The following is a 23,424-nucleotide window of genomic DNA, read 5'->3' as shown; positions in this document are numbered from 1 at the left end:
TAGCAACAATAAAGCAAACAGCGCCAGATCACCAGGCAAGGGATGACACCATGCCAAACACCCCGCATCCCAGCAAAATACAGACCGCCAGTGGCCATTTGCACAGCGCTCCGCCCACCACCGCCAGTGTTGTCAAAATCGTTGCCACTGTTTCAGATGGTTGGCTCACCAATCCCATTACACTCGCCACCGCCATTGCCAAAATCACCGCCAGCGGCAGGTAAGCCAGCCATCGGGTGGGAACCCACGCTTCGGGTAGCCACACGCCCGCTGTTCGCATGAGAAACGTGCCAATGCCTGCAAGGAGGATGAGGACGGTGAGGGACATAACGGTGAGATATTGAAGACCGAGATGGGGGATGGGGTTGATTTTGGATTTTGGATTGGTGATTTTGGATGGCCAGTCCGAGTGGCTACGAGGCTTGCAGCGATTTATTGACAGCAGCGTTTGGGAGAACTGGCACGAGGCGCAAGGCCAGCGCTCTGCTCATCATCCTATTACCTTTAGGACTCACGCGGTCTTCCACCCAAAATCCAAAATCCAAAATCGCTCACTCCCTCCATCAATTGACCCGCTCCACATACGCCCGCCAGCCGCCATACTCTGTGATCTCCCGTTCCCCTTCGCACAGGTACGGTTCTCCCAGCACGCCCAGCACGTTTTCACCGTCGTCTAGTATGAGGCGGCCGATGCAGAGGCCGGGGGGTTCTTGCAGCAGGAGTAGGCCCAATCCGTCCGGGGGAACGTCCCAAACTTCGACGGCGATCGCCCGCCCCCCGTCGCGCACCCGCAGCATGGCCGGATGGCGATCGCCAATGCTCCACAGGCGATAGGCAGGCTCCGTTTTGGCCTCGCGGACGAAGGTAGCCCCCACTGCAAGCAGATTGCCATTGAGCGCCAGCCCCCGCATCAGCGTTCCATTGACCGCAAGAGGAATTCGTTGCATAGATACGGCTCTCTTCAAGGTTTTCTTTACAATCCCAGCATTTATCCAGGCTTACGGATTTTTTGTTGCAGAATAGCAGACTGACCTCTCAAACTTTTAGCAGAACTTTTGGCAGAACTTTTGGCAGAATAAGGCTGACGGGGATTATCCCCACGCGCATTTGTTCTGGAGGATGGCGATCGCCCCCATCGACCCGGCTCACCCTTCACCCAGTTCCTGCTCATTGACCGAATCAATGGGGTTGTCGAAACCTTTGCGACCTGAAACGCACTAGTCATCGGAACCGATTCATTAAATGCAGACTTTTTTATCATCGTCGATTCTGCTGATGGCGCTGTTGGGCGTGGGGGCCTTCTCCGAAAGCAGCACTGCTGAGGCGCGGGTTTTCCAAAATGCTGCGCCACCTTCCGTCTTGGACTCGTCTGCGCTATCCCGTCCAGCCTTCGATCCGCCTGTTCAGATCGCGCAGCTAGGATTTAGCGTGCGGCAGTCTCGCCCCGTCCGCAATCGCATTGGCGGCATCACGCGGGGCGGACAGGCGTGCAGCCCAGATGGAGCAACGGGGGTGCGGCTGCTGCCCCTGGTGCCGCCCACCGACCCGACTGCTGCCGAGCAGGGCAAGATCAACGTTGAGCCAACGGTTTCCGAGCAGCCGATGGTGTTTGTATATGTGCCGCAAACGGTGGCTCGGCAGGCGCAATTTTCGCTGGCGATCGCCACAGACACCCCTTCCGGACGCACCGTAGAGGAAGCGCTCTACGAATATCGCCTGCCGCTACCCCAAGAGCCTAGTATTATTGGCATTCCGCTGCGGCCGCTGGACGAGGGACGGCTCTATCACTGGGTGTTTCAGCTCCAGTGCGACCCGTCGGGCGATCGCTCTGGAGACGCGCTGACGGACGGCTGGCTCCAGCGGGTCGTCCCCAACAGCAGCCTCTCGCTGCGGCTCAACCGCGCCACGCCCCAAGAACTGCCCGCCCTCTATGCCCGGTCGGGCCTGTGGCAAGACACCGTAACCAGCCTGGGAACCCTGCGAGCCGCCACGCCCGATGATGCAGCGCTGATCGCCGACTGGGACAGCCTGTTGTCCTCCGTCAACCTGGACGACCTGGCCAACGTGCCGCTGCTGTTTCCCCCCGTGGAATACCGCTCCCTGCAAGAATAAGAGATACAGAACTGTCGTCATTTATGCTTGCTTAGGGCGTGCTTGAAAACCCTTTGATCCCCCCTTAGTCCCCCCTTAACAAGGGGGGAACTGGGCCAAACCGATCCGGAAGTCCCCCTTTTTAAGGGGGATTTAGGGGGATCGACTCAGGGCAATCCCGGAAGTCCCCCTTTTTAAGGGGGATTTAGGGGGATCGACTCAGGGCAATCAACGACCTAGAAAGTTTTAAAACAATGCCTAGTCATCTGCGTTGATCGCAGGCGTAAAAGAGATAAAAGTTCTACCCCTCTGCTCTACCCTTTTCGACACCTAACATGTCCCCCATTCTCACGATCACGGCCGACCAGATCAATCGCCTGGATCTCTCGCCTGCCACAGCGGCGATCGCCCCTTGGCTGGCTCAGCAGACCAGCGCCACGGCCCAGCCCAGCCTCCAACTCCAGTTCAAGATCGACATTCCCCGCGATCCCGACGACCCGCGAGAACTGTCGGAAATTCCCGAAGTGCGGCTGTGGTTTGTGCGGCTGGATGCGTGCTATCCCTGGCTGCCGCTGGTGCTGGATTGGGAAGCGGGTGAACTGGGGCGCTATGCGGCGATGCTGGTGCCGCACGAGTTTAGCCGGACGGAGGGCATCCGGTTCAACCCGGAGGCGCTGGAGCTATTTGTGATGAGCAAGATCTTTGCCGTGGCAGACTGGATGCAGCAGCACGGCGGCATCAGCCCCACCCGGCTCAAGTTCATGACCCAACTGCTGGGCTACGAGCTAGACGACGGCTTCTTTGAACTACTTTGAGTCCGGCAATCTACACTCCACAGCAAAACACTCCACAGCAAAACTTGGCTTGCACCGATTACAAAGTTTTGCTTGCGCCCATCCAATCTATCGACTATAGTCATCCATCAAGCTGTGAAATTTCCCTTGACCGCAGCTTTCTCCCCGAAAATTTGGCCGTTTCGTCGTTTACGGCATTGGCAGGTGTTCGCACCACCCACCAACGCCTGACCCATAGACAGTACGGAGCTGTCTCAGGGCTTTGCCGATTGTATAGCCGCCTTGAAACCTGCTTTGCGTCTTCCGCTGACGTGCGAATTGCCCCAGCGTCGGAGTCTGCGCCACTATATCGTCGGCCAGCCCGCAGACGCGCAACAGGCTATCGATCGCCTGCACTTGCTGCACTATGCCGAGCGCTTTGAGTGGACTCGTGCCCTAGATCTTCCGCAAAACGGCATTGTGATCAACGCGCTCTATCCGGGCGAAGTGCTGCGCTATCTGCGGCGCGATGTGCGGGCGTGAAAACGAGTCAGCAAAGCCCCTCAGACCGACCATTGCCTCAGTGAGGATGTTGCCCCTTCTGGATGGCGGCCCGCTCCTTGGCCAGCCGATCTACCGTTTCGCCTAGGGCGGCCGTCAGGCTCTTGCGGGTCTGGTCGTGGTCGGTCTGCTCGGCCCGCAGCGCTTGGGCCAGGCGATCGCACTCTACCAGGGCTTGCGCTAGGGCTTGCTGCAAGGATTCCAGCGTATCCAGGCTGGCGATTTTTTGGGCGATCGCCGGGGGCACGTCGCCCATTAGCTTGGGCAAAGGGCTGCTCTGGGTCATTTGCAGGCGCTCTTTCAAGTCGGCGATCGCCCGCTGCGACAAGTTAGTTTCGGTGCGCCGCTGCTGAGCTTCTGTTTCGTATAGCCGCCGCCAGTTGGCCGCACTGCTCAGCGCCTCGTCTCGCTCTTTATAGGCGCTCTCCAGCTTATGCTGCAAATGCTTAATTTCAGCTAACCACTGCCGGACATCCTGACTCATGACTCAACGGCTCCTCCAACCTGAGTGGTAATGGGTGGACAAAAAATACGAAGACGAACATCGCCTTGTTTAATCAACGGGCAGTGCAGCATCAAAACCGCAAAGAACTAAAATTAACTAGAGTACATCAATCGTCTATCCGGCGATACCCAAAAGCTGGGACAGAACGGGCGGCGGCGGCAGCAGGATAATGACCAGTAGTGTCAATGCAGCCAACCCCAGAAAGTCGCGCAGGTTGTCCAATTCGCTCACATCATTAAGCGTTGGTGCATCCACCGCAGGTAGTAAAAATAACAGCACTGCCCACAGCAGGAGTTCTTGCTGCACCAGCGACAACAGCAGCACCAGCAGCCGCGCTACCTGCCCGATCAACGCTCCCATCCGCTGACCAAACATGGCGTGAACAATCTGCCCGCCATCCAGTTGTCCCACAGGCATCAGGTTGAGCGCTGTGATCACGATCCCAATGCACCCCGCCACGGCCACCGGATGCAGCCGCAGCGCCGTGTCTGCTGTAAACGCGCTACCCAGCGCCAGCTTGCTCAGCACCGCTAGCAGCAGCGAACCGTGGGGATTAAACGACTCGAACCGGAAAAGACCCGACTCGGCAGTGCGCTGAATCGGCTGCGACTGCGCCAGCCCCCACAGCAAGATCGGCAGGCTAATCAAAAAGCTGACCATTGAACCCGTTAGCCCGATGTCGAACAGGGCGCGACGATGGGGAACGGGCGATCGCCGCTGGAGCAGCGCCCCAAACGTGCCGAAGGGAAACACCGCCATCGGCGGCACGGGGATGAAGTAGGGATAGGACACGCGCAGCCCATAGCGACGCGCCACCCAGAAGTTTGCCAGTTCCCGCCCGCCCAAAATCAGCAAAATGGCGATCGCATAGGGCAGCCCCGTCAACAGCGTCGGCAGGTTAAAGCTGAGAGTGCTGGCTAGTGGCTCATCTGCTGCCACGCCTGCGGTAAAGCGCTCTGTCAGAATTGCCCCGCCTAGGCAGGTGGTGAGCAAAGTGGCCGCAAACAATCCGAGCGATCGCCCTAGTCGTCGTTCGGGTTTTCCGTCCGCCTGGTCTGCTTGGTCGCGCTGGGCCTGGGCATTGGGCACGAGGGCAAAGAAGGGTTTGCCGTTCAGCCCTTCTTGAAACAACACCAGGAAGCGATCGCCAAACTGGGCTTCAATATTTTCGCGAATCGTGCGATAGGCCACCTCCGGCGAACTCCGCAGTTGCCCGCGACAGATCAGCGCCTGCGGCCGATATTCCAAATTCTGCAAATAATAGACCGACCAGGGAAAGCAATTTTGCAACGTGGCTTCTTCCTGTCGATCGATCGGGCGCAGCGGCGCTTTGGGGTCTGGCTCTGGCTTTTGCGGCGATGGCTCGGCACCGGCCTCGTCCGCGGCGGGTCGAGGCGGGCGGCCCCACTGCACCAGCAGCCAGTACAGCACCGGGCTAATCAAAAATGGCCCAAACAGCAGCGTTGCGGGAATTCGAGCATCTGGCCCATTCAGCAAAATCCATCCCGTCCAGATTAGCGCAGGCAGCATCATCGCCAGCCACAGCAGCCAAATGGGGGTGCGCGTGATGCTGGACACGCTTCTCTGCACGATGTAGTAGGTAAATAGCCCAGTGATGCTGAGCAGCAGCAGCCAGAAAATCATAATGGGCTTCTCAGAAGCAGTTGAAAAAACGCCTATGAGCTTTCAAAGCTCTGGTAAACTAGGTGGTTTAACTTGCGGTTTTCACGGGTAGATCTCCAGGATACTCTGGATTCCTCGGTCTCGTGAAACACGATTGGAGTCACGCCAGGGTCAGCAAAAGGCTACCAGGCACACACCAGTCTTCCGTATTATTGAGCGGCGATGCGTTGATCCCCCCTAACCCCCCTTGAGCAAGGGGGGAACCGAACCCTAAGCACCCGAAGCAGGTCAGGACTGGCTCGGAAGTCCCCCTTACTAAGGGGGATTTAAGGGGGATCGAGTGGAGCCTTCCGCCTTGATAAGCTACTGTGTACACACCAGTCTTCCGTATTATTGAGCGGCGATGCGTTGATCCCCCCTAACCCCCCTTGAGCAAGGGGGGAACCGAACCCTAAGCACCCGAAGCAGGTCAGGACTGGCTCGGAAGTCCCCCTTACTAAGGGGGATTTAAGGGGGATCGAGTGGAGCCTTCCGCCTTGATAAGCTACTGTGTACACACCAGTCTTCCGTATTATTGAGCGGCGATGCGTTGATCCCCCCTAACCCCCCTTGAGCAAGGGGGGAACCGAACCCGAAGCGCCCGAAGCAGGTCAGGACTGGCTCGGAAGTCTCCCTTACTAAGGGGGATTTAAGGGGGATCGAGTGGAGCCTTCCGTCTTGATAAGCTACTGTGTACACGCAAGTCTTCTATTCTTGAGCGGCGATGCGTTGATCCCCCCTTAACCCCCCTTGAGCAAGGGGGGAACCGAACCCGAAGCGCCCGAAGCAGGTCAGGACTGGCTCGGAAGTCTCCCTTACTAAGGGGGATTTAGGGGGATCGAGTGGAGCCTTCTGCAAAGAACCGAAAGATACGTAAGAGATGCGTCAGAGATGCGTATAAAACAGTTCATAAAAAGTAAGCGCTCTGTCCTTAGGTTTCCCAGAAGAACGGCCTAAAGACCTAAGGATAGCTCCCTTGTCGCTTCACTGCACCCTTATCTTCAATCCAATCTACTCATCCACCGCGTTTAACCCATCGCTTCTGCCCTATGTCTGTTGCTGTTCGTCCTGCTGCCACCAAGCCGCCGCGCCCTGTGTTGCCAGGAGTGTGGGCTTTTGCGCCAAATCGGGATGCCCTCGGCGGCACGGCCTATCTGCTGCAAGCGCCTGACGGCAACCTGCTGATCGATTGCCCTACATGGGACGATACTACTTGCCAAGCCCTGGCAGAATGGGGCGGCGTGCGCTGGCTGGTGCTAACCCATCGGGGGGCGATCGCCCATGTCTCTGACTTCCACAAAAGCTACGGCTGCGAAATCCTGATCCAGGAACAAGAAGCCTACCTGCTGCCGGGGCTTCCCGTCACGACGTTTCACCAGGAGCATGAGATCAGCCCTGCCGTTCAAATCCTCTGGACACCTGGTCATTCCCCTGGTTCCGCCTGTGTGTACACCCCGATGCAGGGCGGCGTGCTGTTTTCCGGTCGGCATCTACTGCCCGATCGCCAGGGCAATCCTGTGCCGCTGCGCCTGTCCAAGACCTTCCACTGGCCGCGCCAGCTTCGCAGTGTTGCAAAATTGCGCGATCGCTTTTCACCCGACACGCTCCAGCATCTCTGTCCGGGCGCAAACCTCGGCTTCCTGCGCGGCCAGCCCACCGTGACCCCTGCCTACGAAAAGCTCGCTGCCCTCGATTTGGAGGCTCTCCGTACCCAGCCTCCTGGACTGTAGACCCACCTGACCCTCGCCCCCAAGTTCTGACAGGGCGCATCCCTAGCTTTGATCTGACAAGTGGGGGAAATTTTGAGCGGGCGATCGCCCCTTATGCTGAACTCGGCAAGCGCTACGCAGGCAGCCATCCGGGAAACGCGCCGGCAAACTGCGCCAGGGAGATCAGGTGAATTTGTGGGTCTTGCTGGGCGGTGTCGCGCTCGGCGGCGGTGTTGTAGCCCCAGTCTGCCAGAAATAGCTGGACGGCTGCTAAATCGGGCTGGGGCTGAATCGCTTGCAGCGTCTTCAGGCGATCTTCTACAAACCAGATGGCGGGCGGTGTGCCGTCTTGCGTGTGCTGTTGGAGCAGGTCGCGCAGGGTTTGCGCCTTGGGCTGGCGGATCTCTTTGCCAATTAGGCGATCGCCCGGAAAGTCCACCCCCTGCTGCGCCAAAAGCTGCCGAATAAAGCGCGATTCCTTGGTGCTGATGATATACACATCCACGTCACTGCGAAGCACCTGCGCCACCCGTTCCACCACGCCCGGATAAAAGCGATGCTGGGCTAGCCAGGTGTCCAGATCGGCGGCGATCCACTCGTCGCGGCTGCCATCTAGGGCGGCGCTGAGGTCGGCCGGATTTAGCCCTTCCCGCTCGATCTGCTGCTTGGCCAGCGTGCCCCAGTGTGCCAGAATCTCGGCTTCGGAGATGCCCTGCAAGAGCGATCGCACGATCAGCGGCATTTCCCAGCCTGTTTCCACCACGGGCCGCGTGCGATAAAACGATTCTGCCAGTCCCGCAGGCGGCGTTTTCTCCTCTGGTGACCAGATGCGGCAATAGCCCCGCCACGCCGTTTGAAAATATTCAACCATGCCGTCGCACAGCACCCCGTCAAAGTCGAGCGCCAACAGCGTCGGCATGGCATCAGCTAGCACTGCATTGGACATAGAGCATACTGGGTAGGGCGTACTGGGTAAGGCTGACTAGATAGGGCCTACTAGGTAGGGCTTTCCGAAAACACGACGGGTTGCAGCAGCCTGCGCCTGCGAGCGGCAGCCCTGTGCGAAGGTCGCAGCAAACCTGGAAGCGGCCAGATGCAAACTCAAGCGTCAGTCTATCGCAGATGAAATTGGGCATTGCGTAGTCAGGCAAACTGTAGTTGAGCCAAAACTCATGGCAAAGTAGGAGGAATTCGTCGATTTTGGGCTAAACGGGTGTGAGATCGAGGTCAATTTTGATTTAAGCATCGACATTAGGGATGAGTAAGGATCAGGATTGAGGGTCAATCAGGGTGCTGTGTGCAAAGGCTGCGAAAGCGGGCAGTTCGGGGCGGCTGAGGGCTGTCGGACACCGAGCGATCGCCCCAGAGCCACAAGAACAGTTCGCGGTTCTTCAGAGCTGCAAGCGCAGCGCAAAGCCTCAGAACCTTGCAAAACGCTGTAAAATCTGAAGTCTTCGCTTTGAATTCTGGAGTGACGCAGCCAGAGCTTGTAGATTAGAAGGTTATTCGGAATTATCGAAACGTGGTCGAATAATTGCCGGAGGTTTGGCAAACAAACCCCTCTCTGCGCTATGGTTTCTGGGCTTGACTATCTTCGGGCACTGCGAGACTGCTGCCAAGACGAGGCCGCCTTTGATCGGTTAAAGGTGCTGCTCAACTTGGCAGATGACGCTGCACAGTCATTTGCTGCACAGTCATCTGTAGACGCTCATTCTGCGGAACAGCGCTACCGCGCCATGCTGGATGCCATTCCCGATCTCATGTTTCGGCTCGATCGCCAGGGATATTACCTGGATTTTGAGGGCAAACAGGTGGTAACGCTGCCCCGCGAGGCAATGCTTGGTAAGCACGTTACCGAAATTCTGCCACCGGATGTGGCGGAGGTTTGTCTGGCGGCGATTCGGCGGACGCTGGAAACTGGGCAACTCCAGACCTGCGCTTACCAGCTTTGGGTGGATGGAGCATTACGAGACTATGAGGCGCGGCTAGTGGTGAGTGGGAAGGACGAGGTGCTGTCGGTGGTGCAAGATGTGACCGATCGCCAGCGGGTAGAGTCAGACTTGCAGGCGAGTGAAGAGCGGCTCCGCTGCTTTTTTGAAGCGACATTTGAGGCGGTGATCATTCACAACTTTCAGCAGATTTTGGACGTGAACCCGGCGGCGGTGAAACTGCTGGGGTACTCAGCAGAAGAACTGATTGGGATGCCCGTGATTGATCTGATCGCGCCAGAGTCGCAGGAGATGGTGCGCGAAAAGTGGCGATCGCTCACCCGTCCTGAAGATTCCTACAGCTACGAAGCCACGGGTATCCGCAAAGATGGCAGTCGCTTCTTTGGCGTGGTGTTTGCTAAGGGCATTGAGTATCAGGGTCAGCGAGTGCGAGTTGCCAGTATCCGCAACATCACCGCCCGCAAGCAGGCCGAGCTGCGCTATCAAGCAATGCTGAATGCCATTCCAGATCTAATGTTTCGGATTAATCTAGACGGCATTTATCTGGACAGCAAGGCAGAGCGTGATAGCGACCTGTTGGTGCCTGCCAAAGATCTGGTGGGCCGGTCAATTTACGACGTGCTGCCCCATGATGTGGCAGAACAGCGGATGGAGTTTGTGCGGCGGGCGATCGCCACGGGCGAAATCCAGGTCTTTGAATACCAACTGCGGCTCAAGCATCCGTCGAAATATGCAGCCGACCAAAAGGACTGCGACCCCTATCTACGCGACTATGAAGCGCGAGTCGTGGTCAGCGGCGAAGACGAAGCGCTGGTGATCGTGCGCGACATCAGCGAACGCAAACGAGCTGAAGCCGCTCTCCGCCTGTCGGAAGAAAAATTCTCCAAGGCCTGGCGCTCTAGCCCCAACCCCATGAGCATCGCCACGCTGCTGGGTGGGCACATGATCGACTGCAACGACGGCTTTTTGGAGGTGATGGGCTATCGCCGCGATGAAGTGATCGGGCGACAGGTGCATGACCTGAAACTGTGGGCTCGACCGGGCGATCGCAACAAAGTCGTGGCGATGCTCCAGCGCGATGGCTCGGTGCATAACATCGAACACTACTTCTGCACCCGCAGTGGCGAAGTCCGCGAGGGGCTGTTTTCCGCTGAAATTATTGAAATCAACGGCGAACAATGCCTGATCGACACCATCGTAGACATTACTGAACTGAAGCAGGCCCAGGCGCAACTGCTGGCCACCACCGAGCGCGATCGCCTGCTGGGAGAAATCGCCCTCCGCATTCGCCAGTCGCTCGACCTGGAGCAAATCTTGAACACCACCGTAGAAGAAGTGCGGCGCGTGCTAAAGGCCGATCGCGTTACCATCGGGCTGGATCTGGACGATCGGCGCGGGCAGATCGTTGCAGAATCGGTCGATTCCTGCTGGCGCTCCATGAAGGGGCTAATCATCGAAGACATGGAGTATCTGGAGGAAACGCGGCAGGGCTTCACCAAGCACGAGGTCGAAGTGGTGAACGATGTGGCCGCCAGTCATCATCCCCGCGCAACTAGGGCGCTAACCGAGTTTCAGGTGCAGGCGTGGCTGGCCGTGCCGATTACGCTTGAGAAAGATCTGTTTGGGCTGCTGGTGGTGGATCAATGTGACGGTCCGCGCCAGTGGCGCACCGAAGAAATCGAGTTTCTAGCACAACTGGGCACCCAGGTCAGCATTGCCGTTCAGCAGTCTAGGCTCTACGAGCAGGTGCGCGAACTCAACACCGGCTTGGAGCAAAAGGTGCGCGAGCGGACGCTGGAGTTGCAGCAGAAAAACGAAGAACTGCTGGAGCTAAACGCGCTCAAGGATGAGTTTTTGAACGCCTTTTCTCACGACCTGCGAACGCCAGTGATGGGCATTTCGCTGGTGATTAACAACCTGCTAAACCAGCCAGGAGACACGATTCCCCTCAGCCGCGCCATGCTGGAGCGAATGCTGCAAAGCAACGATTATCAGCTTCAGTTGATTAAATCGCTGCTGGAGGCACACTCAGCCGAAACGCGGGGCGTGTCACTGAATTACGAACTGGTGCAACTAAGCCTGCTCATTCAGGTCATTGTGGAGGATTTGGAGCCGCTGGTGGCCAAAAACCACGCCACCCTGCGAAACGACGTGCCACCAGACTTACCGCTGGTCAATGCCGACTCGATGCAGATTCGGCGCGTGTTTGAAAACCTGATTACCAACGCGCTGAACCATAATCCCCCCGGAATTTGCATCACCATCAACGCCACGGTCGAGGGCGACTTGGTTCGCTTTACGATTCAGGACGACGGCGTGGGCATGGCTCCCGAAACGTGCGATCGCCTCTTTACTCGCTACAGCCGGGGGCCAAACTCGCGTCATTCTACGGGTGTTGGGTTAGGGCTATACCTGGCGCGGCAAATCATCACTGCCCACGGCGGACAGATCGGCGTGACCAGCACCCCCGGCAGCGGCGCAACCTTCTGGCTGACGCTGCCGCTGGCCATTCCCCCCGGCGCAAACCCAACCCCAGAAGATGAATTAGATGAGTTAGATGAGTTAGCGTGACCTACGCTCGCTCGGTCATGCGCGTGGTGCGGAAAGTGACATTCACGCCTTCATTGGATTGCTCCAGCACCAGCAGCGGCGTGGGTTTTGCTTTTTGATCCCAGTGAATCGAAGCAATGCGCCCTTGAATCGTCGGCTGCCAGTTGTCATCAGCCTGCTGGCTCATGTAGGTTTGCAGACATTCGATAATCTGGTTAATCGTGACCGAGGTGGGCTGGGTGGGCAGTTTCGCCAGCTTGATCTGGATGCGGAACAGCACGCCTTTTTTGCCGCCGGGAATGTCCGTCAGATCGTATTGAACATCGAAGATTTCATCCACCTGGCGCGGGGTGCTAGCAATGCCCAACGTTCCTTGCTCTGCTTGGGGCGGGCGCAGGGCAACGGTAATTTTTTCCTTGATCTTGATCTTGATCTGGTTGACGATGGCGAAATGGAATTGTTCTTCTTCCATTCGCAGCCGCAGATAGTCCAGGTTGAACTCGCGGGAATGCACCAGGTCGGGGTTTTTCTCCATCTTGCTGATGGTGTTGAGCGCCAGCTTCAGCTTTTTCTGAAGCTCCCGATTTTTGTATTCCTCGAAGCGCTTTTCTTTGCTGATCTTGTCGTAGGTAAACTTGCTGTAAGCCCCTAGCCCCAGCAAGAGCAGCAGCAGCCCACCGGACGTATACATCCAGAACTGTCCGGGCTGAGACGGCTGTGCGCTAGCTTGGGCAAGCGTCGGCTGAATGACGATAGACTGGGCTGAAACGTGGGCTGACATGGCAGGGCTAAATACAGGGCGTAAGGGATATGTATCGTGTCCTATTGGTTAGAGTGCCCCCTGATTCTGGCGATCGCGCTATCAAGCATCTCTCTTCAAGCGTCTACATCTTCAAGCTTCAGATATCAAGCTATCAGATATATTGAAAGCTTCTACTAGGCTTAGAGTGCCCAGCTTTGGCTCAGAACCTTACAGCGGGCGATCGCCAGATAAAGTCCATTGAATCAGTTGATTGAATCAATTGAACTTACGGATTAGTCTCAGTATGGATTAAAGGGAACCCGGTTCGCAATGCCACATCCCCACTCCCCTGCGCCAACTGCCATTTCGTCTCCGCCTCAGCCCTTTTCGTTGCAATATACCCACGCCCACGGACAGATTTATCAGGGCAATTCGGTGGTCTGGCTGACCTCGCTGGCGGCGGAAAGCATAGATTTGGTGTTTGCCGACCCGCCCTACAATGTCAAAAAGGCGGATTGGGATAACTTTGCCAGCCAGGAAGACTACATCGCCTGGTCGCTGGAGTGGATCGCGCAGGCGGCGCGGGTGCTAAAGCCCACCGGATCGCTTTACATCTGCGGCTTTTCGGAAATTTTGGCAGATTTGAAACACCCCGCCTCGCGCTATTTTGCGGGCTGTCGCTGGCTGGTGTGGCATTACAAAAACAAAGCAAACCTGGGACGAGACTGGGGGCGATCGCACGAAAGCATCATTCACTTTCGCAAAAGCAGCCGCTTTCGGCTCAACCTGGACGACATTCGCATTCCCTACGGCGCACACACGCTCAAATACCCTGCCCATCCCCAGGCCGACAGCAGCGCCTACGGCCGCAAGGTCGATCAGACGGGCAAGTCCCGCGCCTGGTTGCCCCACCCCAGCGGCGCAAAGCCCAAAGACGTGATCGAACTGCCCACCACCTGCAACGGCATGGGCGAAACCACCCCCCACCCCACCCAAAAGCCAGAGGAACTGTTGCGGAAGCTGGTGCTGGCGGCATCGAGTCCGGGCGATATCGTCCTTGACCCGTTTTCGGGATCGGGCACAACGCTGGTGGCCGCAGAGCAGCTTGACCGCCGCTGGCTCGGCTGCGACCTGAATGCAGAATACAACCAGTGGGCGATTCGCCGCCTCGAAGCGGTGGACTGCCGATCGCCCCAAATCTGGATCGAGCGCGATCGCAAAACCGCCGAACGCCGCGCCTCCATCCGCTAGCCCCCGACCTGATATGACCTTACACAACCTGATGCACGGTCCACATCGGGATCGGCCAACTCCCGATAAACAAACAGCGCACCGCATGGCGATCGCCGCCAACCCGCTTCACACTCCGTAGCAAAATTTTGCTTGCGCTGAGCGATCCTCTCTACTACAATCGTCCATCAAGCTGTGATTTTTCCAACTTCCGCAGCTTGCTTCACTCCCCGAAAATTTGGCCGGTTCGTCGTTTACGGCATTGGTAGATGCGCCAACACCTACCAACGCCTGACCCCAGGACAGTAGGGGCTGTCTCAGGGCTTTGCCTATTGTATGGCCGCCTTGAAACCTGCTTTGCGTCGTTTGGGCGGCCATCTTTTCGGGGTTTCCTACCCCACTCGTTTCCTGGAGGAAACCCCAAATGCTGACAGTTCAATAAACCTGGTCGTCCCCATTCTCGGAGGCGACCCAGTTTTCGCTGCCCCCGCTCACCTGCGAACTGCCCCACCACCGCCGCCTGCGCCACTGCATCATTGGCCTGCCTGAAGATGCCCAGATGGCGATTGACCGTCTGCACCTGCTCCGCTACGCCGAACGCTTCGAGTGGACTCGTGCCCTCGACCTTCCACCCTACGGCATCATCCTCGATGGTCGCCCCGGCGAAGTGCTGCGCTACCTCCATCGTGAAATCCGCAGCAACCCTAGCGCAAACGAGTAAGAACAGGTAAGGAGGATTTTGGGTTTTGGATTTTAGCAGGGCATCCCCTCAATCCAAAATCCAAAATCCCCACTCCAAAATCCACAACCTTGCAGCCGCGCCATCCAAAGCCTTTGTGAACCCATCTGCCCAACTCCGCAAAACAGGGGTATTATGCAGATTAGCGTCAGCCTAACTCCCCAAATTGGGATCTTAGACAGATCTGAATCAGCCTAATCCCCCGAATTGGGATCTTAGACAGACAAATTTCAGCCTAATTGCCCTTATGGAGGTAGATAGGCAGACACGATCAGTCTAATTACTAGTTGGGCGGCAAGTGACCTAGCCCCCGATTCATCTAAGCTCTGTTACATGGCGTATCTATCTGCTTGCCGCCATCTGCTTAGCTCGGGCTAACAGTTTTGCAGTATCCTCATTGAGTATTTGTTCTTGGGATTCTAGTTCCTGTACACGGGCGCGTAAGACTTCAATTTTTTTCTCAGGTGACAAGCCTTGCAAGAAATCTACCGGGATAACATTAGACTCACCATTAAGCCAGAAAAGAACTCTCTGAAGCATTTCCCTTGTCTTAGACTGGATTCTCGGATTTTCCAATCTTTTTTCTACTGCTACTTTTACATCAGGAGCAGCGTACTCATTTAATCCAGTACTTCTAGACTTGGCATCAAGATCCTTAAAGATTTGTCTAATCATGTAATCAGAGAGTCCAAAAGCCTGTAAGTGGAGTTTGGTAAGCTTCTCAATATCACTACCCATTGGAACCTCCTTGATTTTTCCCAGATACTTGCTTTAGTAAATCTGCTATGTATGTAGCCTGTGCATCAATTGTAGCTTTTAGCGTGGGAACCACCTGTGTAGCGTAGAAGCTTTGGACACTGGTCAGTTGATCAACCAGGCTAGCAATCATCTCCTTCTGTTGATTACTGACTCTTTTCTGTGCCCCAAGTTCACGATTGCGTTGTAGGAGTGCTGGGCCTGCATAGCGAATCATACAGGCAATGATTTCATCCCTAGTAGTTACTTCATCCTGAGAAGCCTCAATAGCGCGTTTAATATCTGCTTGTGTCCAACCAAACTCATTTGCGACTTGTTTAATTAGTGTGGTGCTAGCCATGTTTCAAGATTACTCCAAGTAAAGAAAGCTCAAGAAAAATCAACGATTTTTGTTCCGATTGCAAGATTACAGCCAGGATGTAGCAATTTGAAGTTTTCAGGTCTGTTAGCAGAAGAACCAAAATCTTTTAATGGAAGGACATGATGTACAACTGCATCAGCAAAACGTAGCGGTTCGTTGCAAGCTGCACATTTACCTTCTTGAAATTCAAACTGCTTATTCTTCCAAGATTTTCCAGTTTTTGTTTGAAGCCATCTATTAAATTCTTTACGAGGATCAATAACAGCTTTAGCTTTTTCCAACTTCCTTTGCGTTTCTTTACGTAGTTCCTCTTCCTGCTTTAGTAGGACTAAAAGCTCACTATAAAGTAGATTCAGGTTTTGAGCTGATTTGTCAGATGCCATAGATTCTTCCTCGGATCCTCTTTAGGCATAGCAGTTGAGAAACGTTATGCCTATCAACTAGTATTCCCATGAATCTCGAAAGCCAAACTAAAACTTCTGGGTTGCCGCCCAACATAGGCCCTGAGGGAGACGGAGTCAACAGTCAACCGTGAAAAGGTACTGAGTAAATTGATGCACAGACTCTAAACGCAGCAAACCATAAGCCAGCCCGAGGTTGGCTACATTGCATTAAATGTTTCATTCCTAAATACGTTCCATTTGTTGAACTGTCATGTGTCTTTTAGCGTGACTTAAACCATAGAATTGCCGCACTTATCTGCTGTAGTAGTCATTTCAACTGGGCTTTGGACTAGCATCGCCGCTAGCGGCGACTTCTTCCGCTGGAGCGCCGCCAGATAGCGGTCTTCGTCATAGGGCACTCGGTCTTGCCAGCAGCGCCAGAGAATCCGTCCCCACTTATACGCCAGAGCGCGAATCGCTTTGGGATGACTTTTGCCCGATCGCCGGTGCTGCTGATAGAACGCATTGGCCCACGATGAGTGCCGCCGCGACTGGTCAGCCCACTCTACAAAGGACTGCCGCAAGAACTTTGGACAACTCCAGCGCCAATGCGTCCAGCGTTTCTTGCCACTCTCCTCTTTGACGGGTGCAATGCCGATATAGCTCATAAACGCCTGGGCGCTGCCGAAGCGACTGCGGTCATCGCCAAACGCAATCAGTAGCCGGGGCGCAAGATGGGGTCCTGCTCCGGGTAAAGCATCGAAAAACGCCGCATCTGGCAAAGACTGAAACAATTGCTCAATCGTTTGATTTAACTCATCGAGTCGATGCAACAGCGCCTTGAGCTGAATCACCAGCGTTTGCACCAGCCATTGCATCGGTTCAACCATCCCTGGGTCTTCTGTCAGGGGGATGCCAGCGGTTTGGATTTGGTGAATGCGCCGCTCAATGGCGCTCCGGCGGATGACTCGATGAGACTGGAAGAACAGAGTCAATTCCTCAGCCGAAACCGCTTGGGCAGAGTGGAGGTCAGGGTATTGAGTGATAAAGTCACAAAACACTTGAGTATCTTTATCCTCAAACCACTCCAGCACTTGAGGATAAAAGTTCTTCAAAGCAGCGGTGATGCGATTGGTCAGTCGTACCTTCTCTCCCACCAGCATGCGGCGGGATTCACTCCACTGCCGCAACGCTCGCAGTTCACAAGATGCGGCTTGCCACGGGGGGATCTTGTCTGGGTGCTTGAGCAGCAGCTCAATCAAAATCTGGGCATCTACGGGGTCTGATTTTGCTCGTGAGGGCTGAAAGGCTCGTCGATAGTTAGAAACCGTGCGCGGATTGATGGGAAACAGCACTAGGTTGTCGTACTGGCACAGCGCGTAAATCAGGGGTCCTCGCTTTTGCTCCAGGCAGATGGCAATTGGGCTGTTGCCGTATCGCTGTTGCAAGGTCGCAACCCAGTTGGCAATCTCTTGCGGTTGAGCGCCAATCACGCTGTATTCTCGCTGTGCGCTCTCGGGGTCGTACAGACAGATGTCGTGTTTGCGATCTGACCAGTCAATGCCGATGTAGGCGACAAAGGTTCTTTCCATCAGCTAAGTTGGGGATAGTTTGTTGTCTGGAACTGGGCTGCCTGCTTCTGAGCGAAGAGATTATGGAAGGTGTCTGTCACCACTCCCTGAGAATTCGTTGAAGGAAGCTGGTCAAGGTTGAGGCGATGCAATATGTTAGTAGACATCGAGATGTCTGACGTTGGATGGTCGTCCTCAATCCCTAGCCCAGTTCCTTTTCCTATTACCATTTCTCTGGCTCTTAGTGAGCTGTATGAGAGGAGCGAAGCGATATGTTAGTAGACATCTGACTGTCGCTCAATGCATGGTCGTCTCCTCTCTGTTGCGGTTCTGTCTCCCCATAAACCGTGTTGCAGCAGACGAGTAGAATATGCGAGTAGTGATGAAAACGTTATCTGTCGCTGCTGAACACGAACGTTAGCCCTCAGCGCCTTGGTTCTGTCAGCTTCCGGTGGGGTCGGCGATTCGCCCCCCAATTGCAGAGGCTCGGTTCTTCGAGATCTGGGTCAAGCCGCATACTCTCAGCCGCTTTCGGGTCAGCCGCAGAGGTTGAGTAGCGATAGATTTCGGTCAGTGTGCAACGTCCCAAAAGGTATCCGGGGGGCGATCGCCCAAAGGTGTCGGTGCTGGGAAATGAAGGGCGATCGCCACAAGGTGTCGGTGCTGCCAGATGAGGGCGATCGCCCAAAGATGTCGGTACTGGGAGATGAAGGGCGATCGCCGAAAGGTACGGGTGCAATGAGATGAAGGGCGATCGCCACAAGGTGTCGGTGCTGCCAGATGAGGGCGATCGCCCAAAGATGTCGGTGCTGCCAGATGAGGGCGATCGCCCAAAGATGTCGGTGCTGGCAGATGAAAATCGCGTTTCTGAAGGGCAACTCCTGGCGTATATGGACGACTCGAATCTCCAAGGCGAGCTGGTGCAGGTGCAGGGGCAACTCGATGCAGTCCAGGCCCGACTCGCGCGATCGCAGACGGGTAACCGCCCCCAGGAAATTGCATAGGCCAAGGCCAGACTCCGCAGCGCCGAAGCCAGCTTGTGCCAGGCCAAAGAAGACCTATGCCAATATCATCTGCTATGTGACAAAGGGCGACACTATGAAAGTGACTCTGGCTATAACCAGCGCAACTTGGGGCAGATGTATCACCTGATCCGCACGATCAACCGCCTCAGCGCAACCCCGCCCGAAAAATCCCGCCCAGAGCAAAAGTAGACTAGTTCCCGCTAGAACCCGCGAGCCGACTGACCGAGCCGCTGCCGCGAGGTGTTGCCCGGAACCGCCACATCACCAGATGGATCGTAGGTTCTAGAACTGCCCGGTTCGCAGCGTTCTTCTAGTACGCAGATGGCGTAGAGCAGGGCCCCGCGTTGGCGTTCGTGATGGTCGGCAATCCAGCCAACGCGATCGCCCGTGCTGCCTGTTGTTGCAGCTTCTACGCCGTCGCGATAGTGTCCCAGATCGGTCAGGTCGTCGATGTCCTGGGCGCTGCGATCGCGCGTGGCTCGGTCAACACGTTCCCAATAGTCCCTTACGGCTTGCTGCTGGTCGTAGGCTTCGCGGCCGCGCCGGGCCCAGTCCCAATAGCGATCGCCCTGGGCTGTGAAAAATCCAGGCAAGGGCAGGGCGGCTGCCAGCGTCACCGGATTGCTGGCGGCGCGGCGTGGCGCATGGGTAAAGGCCCAGCCCTGATTTTGCACCTCAAACTGTTCCGTTTGGGCGCGATTGGCAGGGTTGGGGCGAGTCAGGCGCACGGATTGAAAGGCGTAGGCAACCAGTTGCGGATCGGTGGGGTGGGGGCGGGGTGCAATGCGGTCGTCGTAGACCACTTCGCTGCGATACCCCTGGCTATCCGTGACGGATGTAATCCGCCCTAGCGTGTCTCGCGTGATGGTATATCGATCGGGTAGCGCAAACTGAACCTTGGTGCGGCTATAGCCCGACGGGTTATAGCGGACAAACAGCCCGCTGGGATGCATCGACCAGCGGCCGGTTGGAACCTCGCGACTCCCCTCGCCCATGCCAACCTCGCCCACCAGCACAGCGATGCGCTCCATCTCGGCATAGGACGCATTGCCGCGTGTGAGGAGCGATCGCAGGTTCGCCTCTGCCTGCACGACTTGGCGCACCGCAGGCGGCAGTTCGGCAAAAATGCGGCGCTGCACCTCTGGCGGAATGTTGCCCAGTGCGCCGCCATTCAGGTCGTTGATATCTTCGCGGGTGAGCAGCCGTCGCCCTGCTGCCTGTAGGTCGCTGGACAGGTCATTAAACCGGGTCCGCGATAGAATTGCCCACAGCAGCAGTTGGATATCCCGCTGGGGAATGTCGGGATGGGCAACGGAGTTTTGCAACACCCGCCGCACGATGGTTTCTCGCTTGCCCAGCAGCGGCGCATACAGATAGCCGTCGCCTTGCCCCGGCCCGTGCGTCCCTGCATGTAGGCAATAGCTCTGCGCCTCGTATTCATACACACCGGGCACGACGACAAAGCTGCCGTGTTCGCCGCGCCGCAGTTGGCTGGCGGGTGCAACACGCTGGGGATTGTATGTATCCAGCAGGGCCAGTTCCGTTTTCGCATCTTCCAGGCTGGTGGAGACAGGGGGGCGATCGCCCATCAGTTCTCCCAGTCCTGGCACGGGCGGAATCGGCACACCACCGGGCAACCCGGGAATATTTGGCAGCCGCAACTGCGCCATCACCGGAACCGGAGCCATTGCCACCAGCCCTACTCCAACTGCCATTAAAATACGCCGCATATCCATGTCTCCAAACACACCAAGCCAAACTAAGAGTTGTAACGCTGATTGTTGATTCACACCAACGTTTGATTCACACCAATGTTTGATTCACACTAACAGTTGATTCACACCAACAGTTGATTCACACCAAGACAGCGTCGATCCGGGATACTGAATCCAGACTGTATGCAAGATCGCCTCAATTCTGGCAGAGCGATCGCCCCCGCCGCCACAGTTGATTCTAAATGTAACGGACATTACAAAAACAAAGCCGAGGCAGTTTCCCAGAACCGCACCCCCGCCTCGACGCTCGATTCACCCGGATCAGGAAAATTCATGGTTTTAGCATCCCACCTAGCGCAAGTCATCGAACCGGAAACGAAAGGCCTGGGCGGCTTTCAGGCACGGCGCGTATTGCCGAGCGACACCTGCACGATGGTCGGCCCGTTTATCTTTTTCGACCACCTCGGCCCCGCTGTTTTTCCACCAGGCAAGGGGCTGGACGTGCGCCCCCATCCCCACATCAACCTGGCCACATTGACGTACCTGTTTGAAGGCGTGATTTTGCACCGCGATAGCCTGGGCAGCGTCCAGGAAATTCACCCCGGCGCGGTGAACTGGATGACGGCTGGACGCGGAATTACGCATTCCGAGCGATCGCCCGCCTGGGCCCGCCCCATCGAATCGACGCTGCACGGCATCCAGACCTGGATCGCGCTGCCCGATGCCCACGAGGAAACCGATCCCTGGTTTCGCCACTATGCTGCCGCAGAAATGCCGTCCTGGGAAACGGGCGGTGCATCAATCAAGCTGATTGCCGGACAATTGGGCGATCGCACCTCGCCTGTAAGAACCTTCTCGCCCATTCTCTACCTGGATGTAAAGCTTGCAGATAACGCTGAGTTTACGCTGCCTGCACTGTATTCCGAACAAGCCGTCTATGCCGTCACACCCGGAATCGTGCTGAACCAGGAACCGATGACCGTCCACACGATGGCGCTGCTGAAATCGGGGGAATCCGTCACCCTTTCGACGGATCAGCCCGCCCGCTGCATTGTGATTGGGGGCGAACCCGTGGGGCCGCGCCAAAAGTGGTGGAATTTTGTCTCCAGTCGCCCAGAACGCATCGAGCAGGCCAAGCGAGATTGGCAAGACTGGAAGTTTCCAGAAGTTCCAGAAGAAACGGAGTTTATTCCGCTCCCCGAAGCATAGGGTTAAGTCCTGGGGTCGAGAAAATGCCGACAAAAAATCAGGGGTCGGAAACCCTCCGACCCCTGATCTGATGCCTGATTTTCTAGTAAGTCAGCTTTAGTCGGTTAGCCTCGTAGGTTAGCCTCAATAGATCAGCCTCAGTATGTCATCAGCCTCAATAGGTCAGCCATTCTTCTACAGCTTCCTCCTTAGTGTTGGTGCGGCGATCAAGCGTTTCGCGGGTGAACTTCATGTGAATGTTGCGGGTTTGTTCGCCATCGGCCGCAACCGCCATAATTGGGTAGTCAATCAGCCCGTCCTGGAAGGACATCTGGAAGCGGAAGGTGCCGTCGGGATTGAGCTTGATGGGCTGGCCGCCGATGGTAACAGTGGCATCGGGTTCCGTTGCGCCGTAGACAATCAGTTCAGCATCGGCAATTAGCCAGAACTTGCGGGGACGAATGGGCGGCGCGGAGGCAGAGAAGCCGATCCCGCTGCCCGATGCCGTGTAGGCCAGTCCCGCGCCCGATGCCATATAGCCCACGCCCGATGCCATATAGCCCACGCCCGATGCCGTGTATCCCACGCCAGACATGGTGTAACCCATGCCCACGCCCGATGCCGTGATTCCCGACATTGTGGGCACGGCCCACAATCCCGCACCCGACGGGAATACATAGGAACTGACGGCTTTTTCGGCCATGTGAACCGAGCCAAATAGCGATCCTGCAACGTTCGGCACTGCGCCCATCATCGACGCATCGACTCGCTGCCCACCGACCATCGCCTCGCCGAAGAGTTGGTCGTAGATCGAGTCGGCGGCCGCACCCCGCTTGCTGGGGGGCACCAGTTCCAAGAACTGCTTGCCGACCAGTTCCTCGTCCCAGTTCACAGTGATGAACTGATCATCGACCCAATCCGATGGATAGACCGGGGGGACGCGCACCGGAGCAGACCGGGCCAGCACCAGCCAGCGACCATCGGTGCAGACGTAGCCAATTTCAACCAGATAGTCCCGATCGCTCACGGGGACGGGCAAGTACCACTCCCGCGCCAATTCGTCACACTCGTACTGCTGGAGGCTGTGGGGACGCTGCACTGCTAGGTTAATATCCGTCACGTCGTAGAACCGCAGCGCCAAGCGTGAGCCACCCTGCCGACGCAACTCCTCTTTTTGGCTATTGGGAATGTCCCAGTAGGCGTAGACCCACTGCGGGTCGCGGGGCATCAACACAATGCGGCTCTCGCCGTAGCCATCGGGGAGATCGCTGAGGGGTTCATCCACTTCTGCCAGGGACATGGGAGCGCGATCGCTCTGCCCGACATCAAACTTGGCTGCTTCGACCTCCGCCTGTGCTTCCACCAGACGAGAGGAGGCAGGCGCATAGCCCGCAGCCCGCTGAGCGCTCAAAATTGCGGCAACAAGCTGCTCCTTTCTCATGCGGCTATAGCGTGAGACGTTAAACTCGCTAGCCACGCGGCGCAACTGCCGGAGCGTCATCTCTTCCAGGGGTGGGCGTTCCTGTGCCATGATTTTCCTCCAGTAAAGGGATGAAGAAGTGGGTAAAGGAATGACGAATTGACACCCTGCCCAAACGGACGCCAGCCATGTTGCCTACGGGGATCACCAACGGAGCTTATAAACCTTTTGGGATCACGGGGATCGAATCGTTAAGACCTATAGTGCGTAAAAATTCCTATTCGGTCAAGGGGTAGAAAGTGTTGAATCATAGGGACTTCACGAGATTACAGGTTTTGTTGGGATCGTATTGTCAGGAAAACATGACTTTTTGCTGAGTTGGGATCGTCAGTGAAATCGCCTCATTGTCAGGACTTCATGACTTGCTTTGTGCGGGTTAAGGGCAAAATTTAGGCACAAGAAAAGGGGAGCGATCGCCCCCCTTTATTCCGGTT

At 56.3% G+C, this 23,424-nt stretch carries 23 protein-coding genes; 10 read left to right on the top strand and 13 right to left on the bottom strand.

Annotated elements, in window-relative coordinates:
• Positions 1 to 28: 28 nt before the first annotated feature.
• Both HPC62_RS20810 and HPC62_RS20805 read right to left on the bottom strand, forming a co-directional pair.
• Complete coding sequence (locus HPC62_RS20810; RefSeq protein ID WP_172358341.1) at positions 29 to 328, bottom strand: AzlD domain-containing protein; 300 nt, start codon at positions 326 to 328, stop codon at positions 29 to 31.
• 235 nt (positions 329 to 563) lie between these two features.
• Positions 564 to 947, bottom strand: coding sequence for an allophanate hydrolase-related protein (locus tag HPC62_RS20805; protein ID WP_172358340.1), 384 nt, complete (start codon positions 945 to 947; stop codon positions 564 to 566).
• A gap of 295 nt (positions 948 to 1,242) precedes the next feature.
• Here HPC62_RS20805 and HPC62_RS20800 point away from each other — a divergent pair, with 295 nt between their 5' ends.
• The 3 genes from HPC62_RS20800 to HPC62_RS20790 all read left to right on the top strand — a co-directional run bounded on the left by HPC62_RS20800 (position 1,243) and on the right by HPC62_RS20790 (position 3,407).
• Complete coding sequence (locus HPC62_RS20800) at positions 1,243 to 2,112, top strand: DUF928 domain-containing protein (RefSeq protein WP_172358339.1); 870 nt, start codon at positions 1,243 to 1,245, stop codon at positions 2,110 to 2,112.
• A gap of 314 nt (positions 2,113 to 2,426) precedes the next feature.
• A complete protein-coding gene (locus HPC62_RS20795; protein ID WP_172358338.1) occupies positions 2,427 to 2,906 on the top strand; it encodes a CRR6 family NdhI maturation factor in 480 nt (159 codons plus the stop codon).
• Positions 2,907 to 3,167: 261 nt separating this feature from the next.
• The gene (locus tag HPC62_RS20790; protein WP_225910581.1) at positions 3,168 to 3,407 is read left to right on the top strand and encodes a hypothetical protein; all 240 of its coding nucleotides are present in this window, start codon (positions 3,168 to 3,170) and stop codon (positions 3,405 to 3,407) included.
• 37 nt (positions 3,408 to 3,444) lie between these two features.
• Here the strand turns inward: HPC62_RS20790 and HPC62_RS20785 are convergent, their stop codons facing one another.
• Together HPC62_RS20785 and HPC62_RS20780 are read right to left on the bottom strand one after the other, a co-directional pair.
• Positions 3,445 to 3,909, bottom strand: a complete 465-nt coding sequence (locus HPC62_RS20785) for a hypothetical protein (protein ID WP_172358337.1) — start codon at positions 3,907 to 3,909, stop codon at positions 3,445 to 3,447.
• A 135-nt stretch (positions 3,910 to 4,044) separates the two neighbouring features.
• Positions 4,045 to 5,574, bottom strand: coding sequence for a site-2 protease family protein (locus tag HPC62_RS20780; protein WP_172358336.1), 1,530 nt, complete (start codon positions 5,572 to 5,574; stop codon positions 4,045 to 4,047).
• A gap of 1,067 nt (positions 5,575 to 6,641) precedes the next feature.
• Here HPC62_RS20780 and HPC62_RS20775 point away from each other — a divergent pair.
• On the top strand, positions 6,642 to 7,322 hold the full coding sequence (locus HPC62_RS20775; protein ID WP_172358335.1) for an MBL fold metallo-hydrolase: 681 nt from the start codon (positions 6,642 to 6,644) through the stop codon (positions 7,320 to 7,322).
• 112 nt (positions 7,323 to 7,434) lie between these two features.
• Here the strand turns inward: HPC62_RS20775 and HPC62_RS20770 are convergent, their stop codons facing one another.
• Positions 7,435 to 8,247 carry an HAD family hydrolase gene (locus HPC62_RS20770; RefSeq protein WP_172358334.1) on the bottom strand — a complete coding sequence of 271 codons (813 nt, stop codon included), beginning with the start codon at positions 8,245 to 8,247 and terminating at the stop codon, positions 7,435 to 7,437.
• A gap of 625 nt (positions 8,248 to 8,872) precedes the next feature.
• Here HPC62_RS20770 and HPC62_RS20765 point away from each other — a divergent pair.
• Positions 8,873 to 11,821: a PAS domain S-box protein gene (locus tag HPC62_RS20765; RefSeq protein WP_172358333.1), complete on the top strand. Its 2,949-nt coding sequence runs from the start codon at positions 8,873 to 8,875 to the stop codon at positions 11,819 to 11,821.
• A 1-nt stretch (position 11,822) separates the two neighbouring features.
• On the opposite strand, the gene HPC62_RS20760 is transcribed toward HPC62_RS20765, so the two are convergent.
• A complete protein-coding gene (locus tag HPC62_RS20760) occupies positions 11,823 to 12,581 on the bottom strand; it encodes a hypothetical protein (RefSeq protein WP_172358332.1) in 759 nt (252 codons plus the stop codon).
• Between the two features lie 291 nt (positions 12,582 to 12,872).
• On the opposite strand from HPC62_RS20760, the gene HPC62_RS20755 reads away from it, so the two are divergent.
• Entirely contained in the window at positions 12,873 to 13,793 is a 921-nt protein-coding gene (locus tag HPC62_RS20755; RefSeq protein WP_172358331.1) for a DNA-methyltransferase, read from the top strand.
• Between the two features lie 538 nt (positions 13,794 to 14,331).
• A complete protein-coding gene (locus HPC62_RS20750) occupies positions 14,332 to 14,493 on the top strand; it encodes a hypothetical protein (RefSeq protein WP_225906810.1) in 162 nt (53 codons plus the stop codon).
• Positions 14,494 to 14,853: 360 nt separating this feature from the next.
• Here HPC62_RS20750 and HPC62_RS20745 read toward each other — a convergent pair whose 3' ends face one another.
• From HPC62_RS20745 to HPC62_RS20725, 5 genes are all read right to left on the bottom strand, one after another.
• Positions 14,854 to 15,249, bottom strand: a complete 396-nt coding sequence (locus HPC62_RS20745; protein WP_172358330.1) for a hypothetical protein — start codon at positions 15,247 to 15,249, stop codon at positions 14,854 to 14,856.
• A complete protein-coding gene (locus HPC62_RS20740) occupies positions 15,242 to 15,607 on the bottom strand; it encodes a hypothetical protein (RefSeq protein ID WP_172358329.1) in 366 nt (121 codons plus the stop codon). The genes HPC62_RS20745 and HPC62_RS20740 overlap by 8 nt, the downstream gene beginning before the upstream one ends.
• 29 nt (positions 15,608 to 15,636) lie before the next feature.
• The gene (locus HPC62_RS20735; RefSeq protein WP_172358328.1) at positions 15,637 to 16,011 is read right to left on the bottom strand and encodes an HNH endonuclease; all 375 of its coding nucleotides are present in this window, start codon (positions 16,009 to 16,011) and stop codon (positions 15,637 to 15,639) included.
• Between the two features lie 290 nt (positions 16,012 to 16,301).
• The gene (locus tag HPC62_RS20730) at positions 16,302 to 17,603 is read right to left on the bottom strand and encodes an IS110 family RNA-guided transposase (RefSeq protein WP_172358327.1); all 1,302 of its coding nucleotides are present in this window, start codon (positions 17,601 to 17,603) and stop codon (positions 16,302 to 16,304) included.
• Between the two features lie 515 nt (positions 17,604 to 18,118).
• The gene (locus HPC62_RS20725) at positions 18,119 to 18,343 is read right to left on the bottom strand and encodes a hypothetical protein (protein WP_172358326.1); all 225 of its coding nucleotides are present in this window, start codon (positions 18,341 to 18,343) and stop codon (positions 18,119 to 18,121) included.
• Here HPC62_RS20725 and HPC62_RS20720 point away from each other — a divergent pair.
• Together HPC62_RS20720 and HPC62_RS20715 are read left to right on the top strand one after the other, a co-directional pair.
• On the top strand, positions 18,326 to 18,586 hold the full coding sequence (locus HPC62_RS20720) for a hypothetical protein (RefSeq protein ID WP_172358325.1): 261 nt from the start codon (positions 18,326 to 18,328) through the stop codon (positions 18,584 to 18,586). The genes HPC62_RS20725 and HPC62_RS20720 overlap by 18 nt on opposite strands.
• 33 nt (positions 18,587 to 18,619) lie before the next feature.
• Positions 18,620 to 18,796, top strand: coding sequence for a hypothetical protein (locus HPC62_RS20715; RefSeq protein WP_172358324.1), 177 nt, complete (start codon positions 18,620 to 18,622; stop codon positions 18,794 to 18,796).
• 11 nt (positions 18,797 to 18,807) lie between these two features.
• On the opposite strand, the gene HPC62_RS20710 is transcribed toward HPC62_RS20715, so the two are convergent.
• Positions 18,808 to 20,322, bottom strand: coding sequence for a hypothetical protein (locus HPC62_RS20710; RefSeq protein ID WP_172358323.1), 1,515 nt, complete (start codon positions 20,320 to 20,322; stop codon positions 18,808 to 18,810).
• 333 nt (positions 20,323 to 20,655) lie between these two features.
• On the opposite strand from HPC62_RS20710, the gene HPC62_RS20705 reads away from it, so the two are divergent.
• The gene (locus tag HPC62_RS20705) at positions 20,656 to 21,531 is read left to right on the top strand and encodes a pirin family protein (protein ID WP_172358322.1); all 876 of its coding nucleotides are present in this window, start codon (positions 20,656 to 20,658) and stop codon (positions 21,529 to 21,531) included.
• Positions 21,532 to 21,685: 154 nt separating this feature from the next.
• Here HPC62_RS20705 and HPC62_RS20700 read toward each other — a convergent pair whose 3' ends face one another.
• The gene (locus HPC62_RS20700; RefSeq protein ID WP_172358321.1) at positions 21,686 to 23,041 is read right to left on the bottom strand and encodes a DUF4912 domain-containing protein; all 1,356 of its coding nucleotides are present in this window, start codon (positions 23,039 to 23,041) and stop codon (positions 21,686 to 21,688) included.
• Positions 23,042 to 23,424: the final 383 nt, after the last annotated feature.

This window comes from Thermoleptolyngbya sichuanensis A183, from assembly GCF_013177315.1.
GTDB lineage: Bacteria > Cyanobacteriota > Cyanobacteriia > Elainellales > Elainellaceae > Thermoleptolyngbya > Thermoleptolyngbya sichuanensis.
The sequence above is the reverse complement of the archived record's forward strand: the minus strand, read 5'-3'. Positions and strand labels throughout refer to the sequence as shown.

What these genes read in the sequence shown, in the direction of transcription:
- HPC62_RS20765 (WP_172358333.1), top strand. Translation starts at nt 8,873, where the DNA reads ATGGTTTCTGGGCTTGACTATCTTCGGGCACTGCGAGACTGCTGCCAA.
- HPC62_RS20735 (WP_172358328.1), bottom strand. Translation starts at nt 16,011, where the DNA reads ATGGCATCTGACAAATCAGCTCAAAACCTGAATCTACTTTATAGTGAG.
- HPC62_RS20730 (WP_172358327.1), bottom strand. Translation starts at nt 17,603, where the DNA reads ATGGAAAGAACCTTTGTCGCCTACATCGGCATTGACTGGTCAGATCGC.
- HPC62_RS20760 (WP_172358332.1), bottom strand. Translation starts at nt 12,581, where the DNA reads ATGTCAGCCCACGTTTCAGCCCAGTCTATCGTCATTCAGCCGACGCTT.
- HPC62_RS20705 (WP_172358322.1), top strand. Translation starts at nt 20,656, where the DNA reads ATGGTTTTAGCATCCCACCTAGCGCAAGTCATCGAACCGGAAACGAAA.
- HPC62_RS20800 (WP_172358339.1), top strand. Translation starts at nt 1,243, where the DNA reads ATGCAGACTTTTTTATCATCGTCGATTCTGCTGATGGCGCTGTTGGGC.
- HPC62_RS20795 (WP_172358338.1), top strand. Translation starts at nt 2,427, where the DNA reads ATGTCCCCCATTCTCACGATCACGGCCGACCAGATCAATCGCCTGGAT.
- HPC62_RS20775 (WP_172358335.1), top strand. Translation starts at nt 6,642, where the DNA reads ATGTCTGTTGCTGTTCGTCCTGCTGCCACCAAGCCGCCGCGCCCTGTG.
- HPC62_RS20805 (WP_172358340.1), bottom strand. Translation starts at nt 947, where the DNA reads ATGCAACGAATTCCTCTTGCGGTCAATGGAACGCTGATGCGGGGGCTG.
- HPC62_RS20710 (WP_172358323.1), bottom strand. Translation starts at nt 20,322, where the DNA reads ATGGCAGTTGGAGTAGGGCTGGTGGCAATGGCTCCGGTTCCGGTGATG.
- HPC62_RS20780 (WP_172358336.1), bottom strand. Translation starts at nt 5,574, where the DNA reads ATGATTTTCTGGCTGCTGCTGCTCAGCATCACTGGGCTATTTACCTAC.
- HPC62_RS20750 (WP_225906810.1), top strand. Translation starts at nt 14,332, where the DNA reads ATGGCGATTGACCGTCTGCACCTGCTCCGCTACGCCGAACGCTTCGAG.
- HPC62_RS20720 (WP_172358325.1), top strand. Translation starts at nt 18,326, where the DNA reads ATGAAGGGCGATCGCCACAAGGTGTCGGTGCTGCCAGATGAGGGCGAT.
- HPC62_RS20745 (WP_172358330.1), bottom strand. Translation starts at nt 15,249, where the DNA reads ATGGGTAGTGATATTGAGAAGCTTACCAAACTCCACTTACAGGCTTTT.
- HPC62_RS20740 (WP_172358329.1), bottom strand. Translation starts at nt 15,607, where the DNA reads ATGGCTAGCACCACACTAATTAAACAAGTCGCAAATGAGTTTGGTTGG.
- HPC62_RS20700 (WP_172358321.1), bottom strand. Translation starts at nt 23,041, where the DNA reads ATGGCACAGGAACGCCCACCCCTGGAAGAGATGACGCTCCGGCAGTTG.
- HPC62_RS20785 (WP_172358337.1), bottom strand. Translation starts at nt 3,909, where the DNA reads ATGAGTCAGGATGTCCGGCAGTGGTTAGCTGAAATTAAGCATTTGCAG.
- HPC62_RS20755 (WP_172358331.1), top strand. Translation starts at nt 12,873, where the DNA reads ATGCCACATCCCCACTCCCCTGCGCCAACTGCCATTTCGTCTCCGCCT.
- HPC62_RS20770 (WP_172358334.1), bottom strand. Translation starts at nt 8,247, where the DNA reads ATGTCCAATGCAGTGCTAGCTGATGCCATGCCGACGCTGTTGGCGCTC.
- HPC62_RS20810 (WP_172358341.1), bottom strand. Translation starts at nt 328, where the DNA reads ATGTCCCTCACCGTCCTCATCCTCCTTGCAGGCATTGGCACGTTTCTC.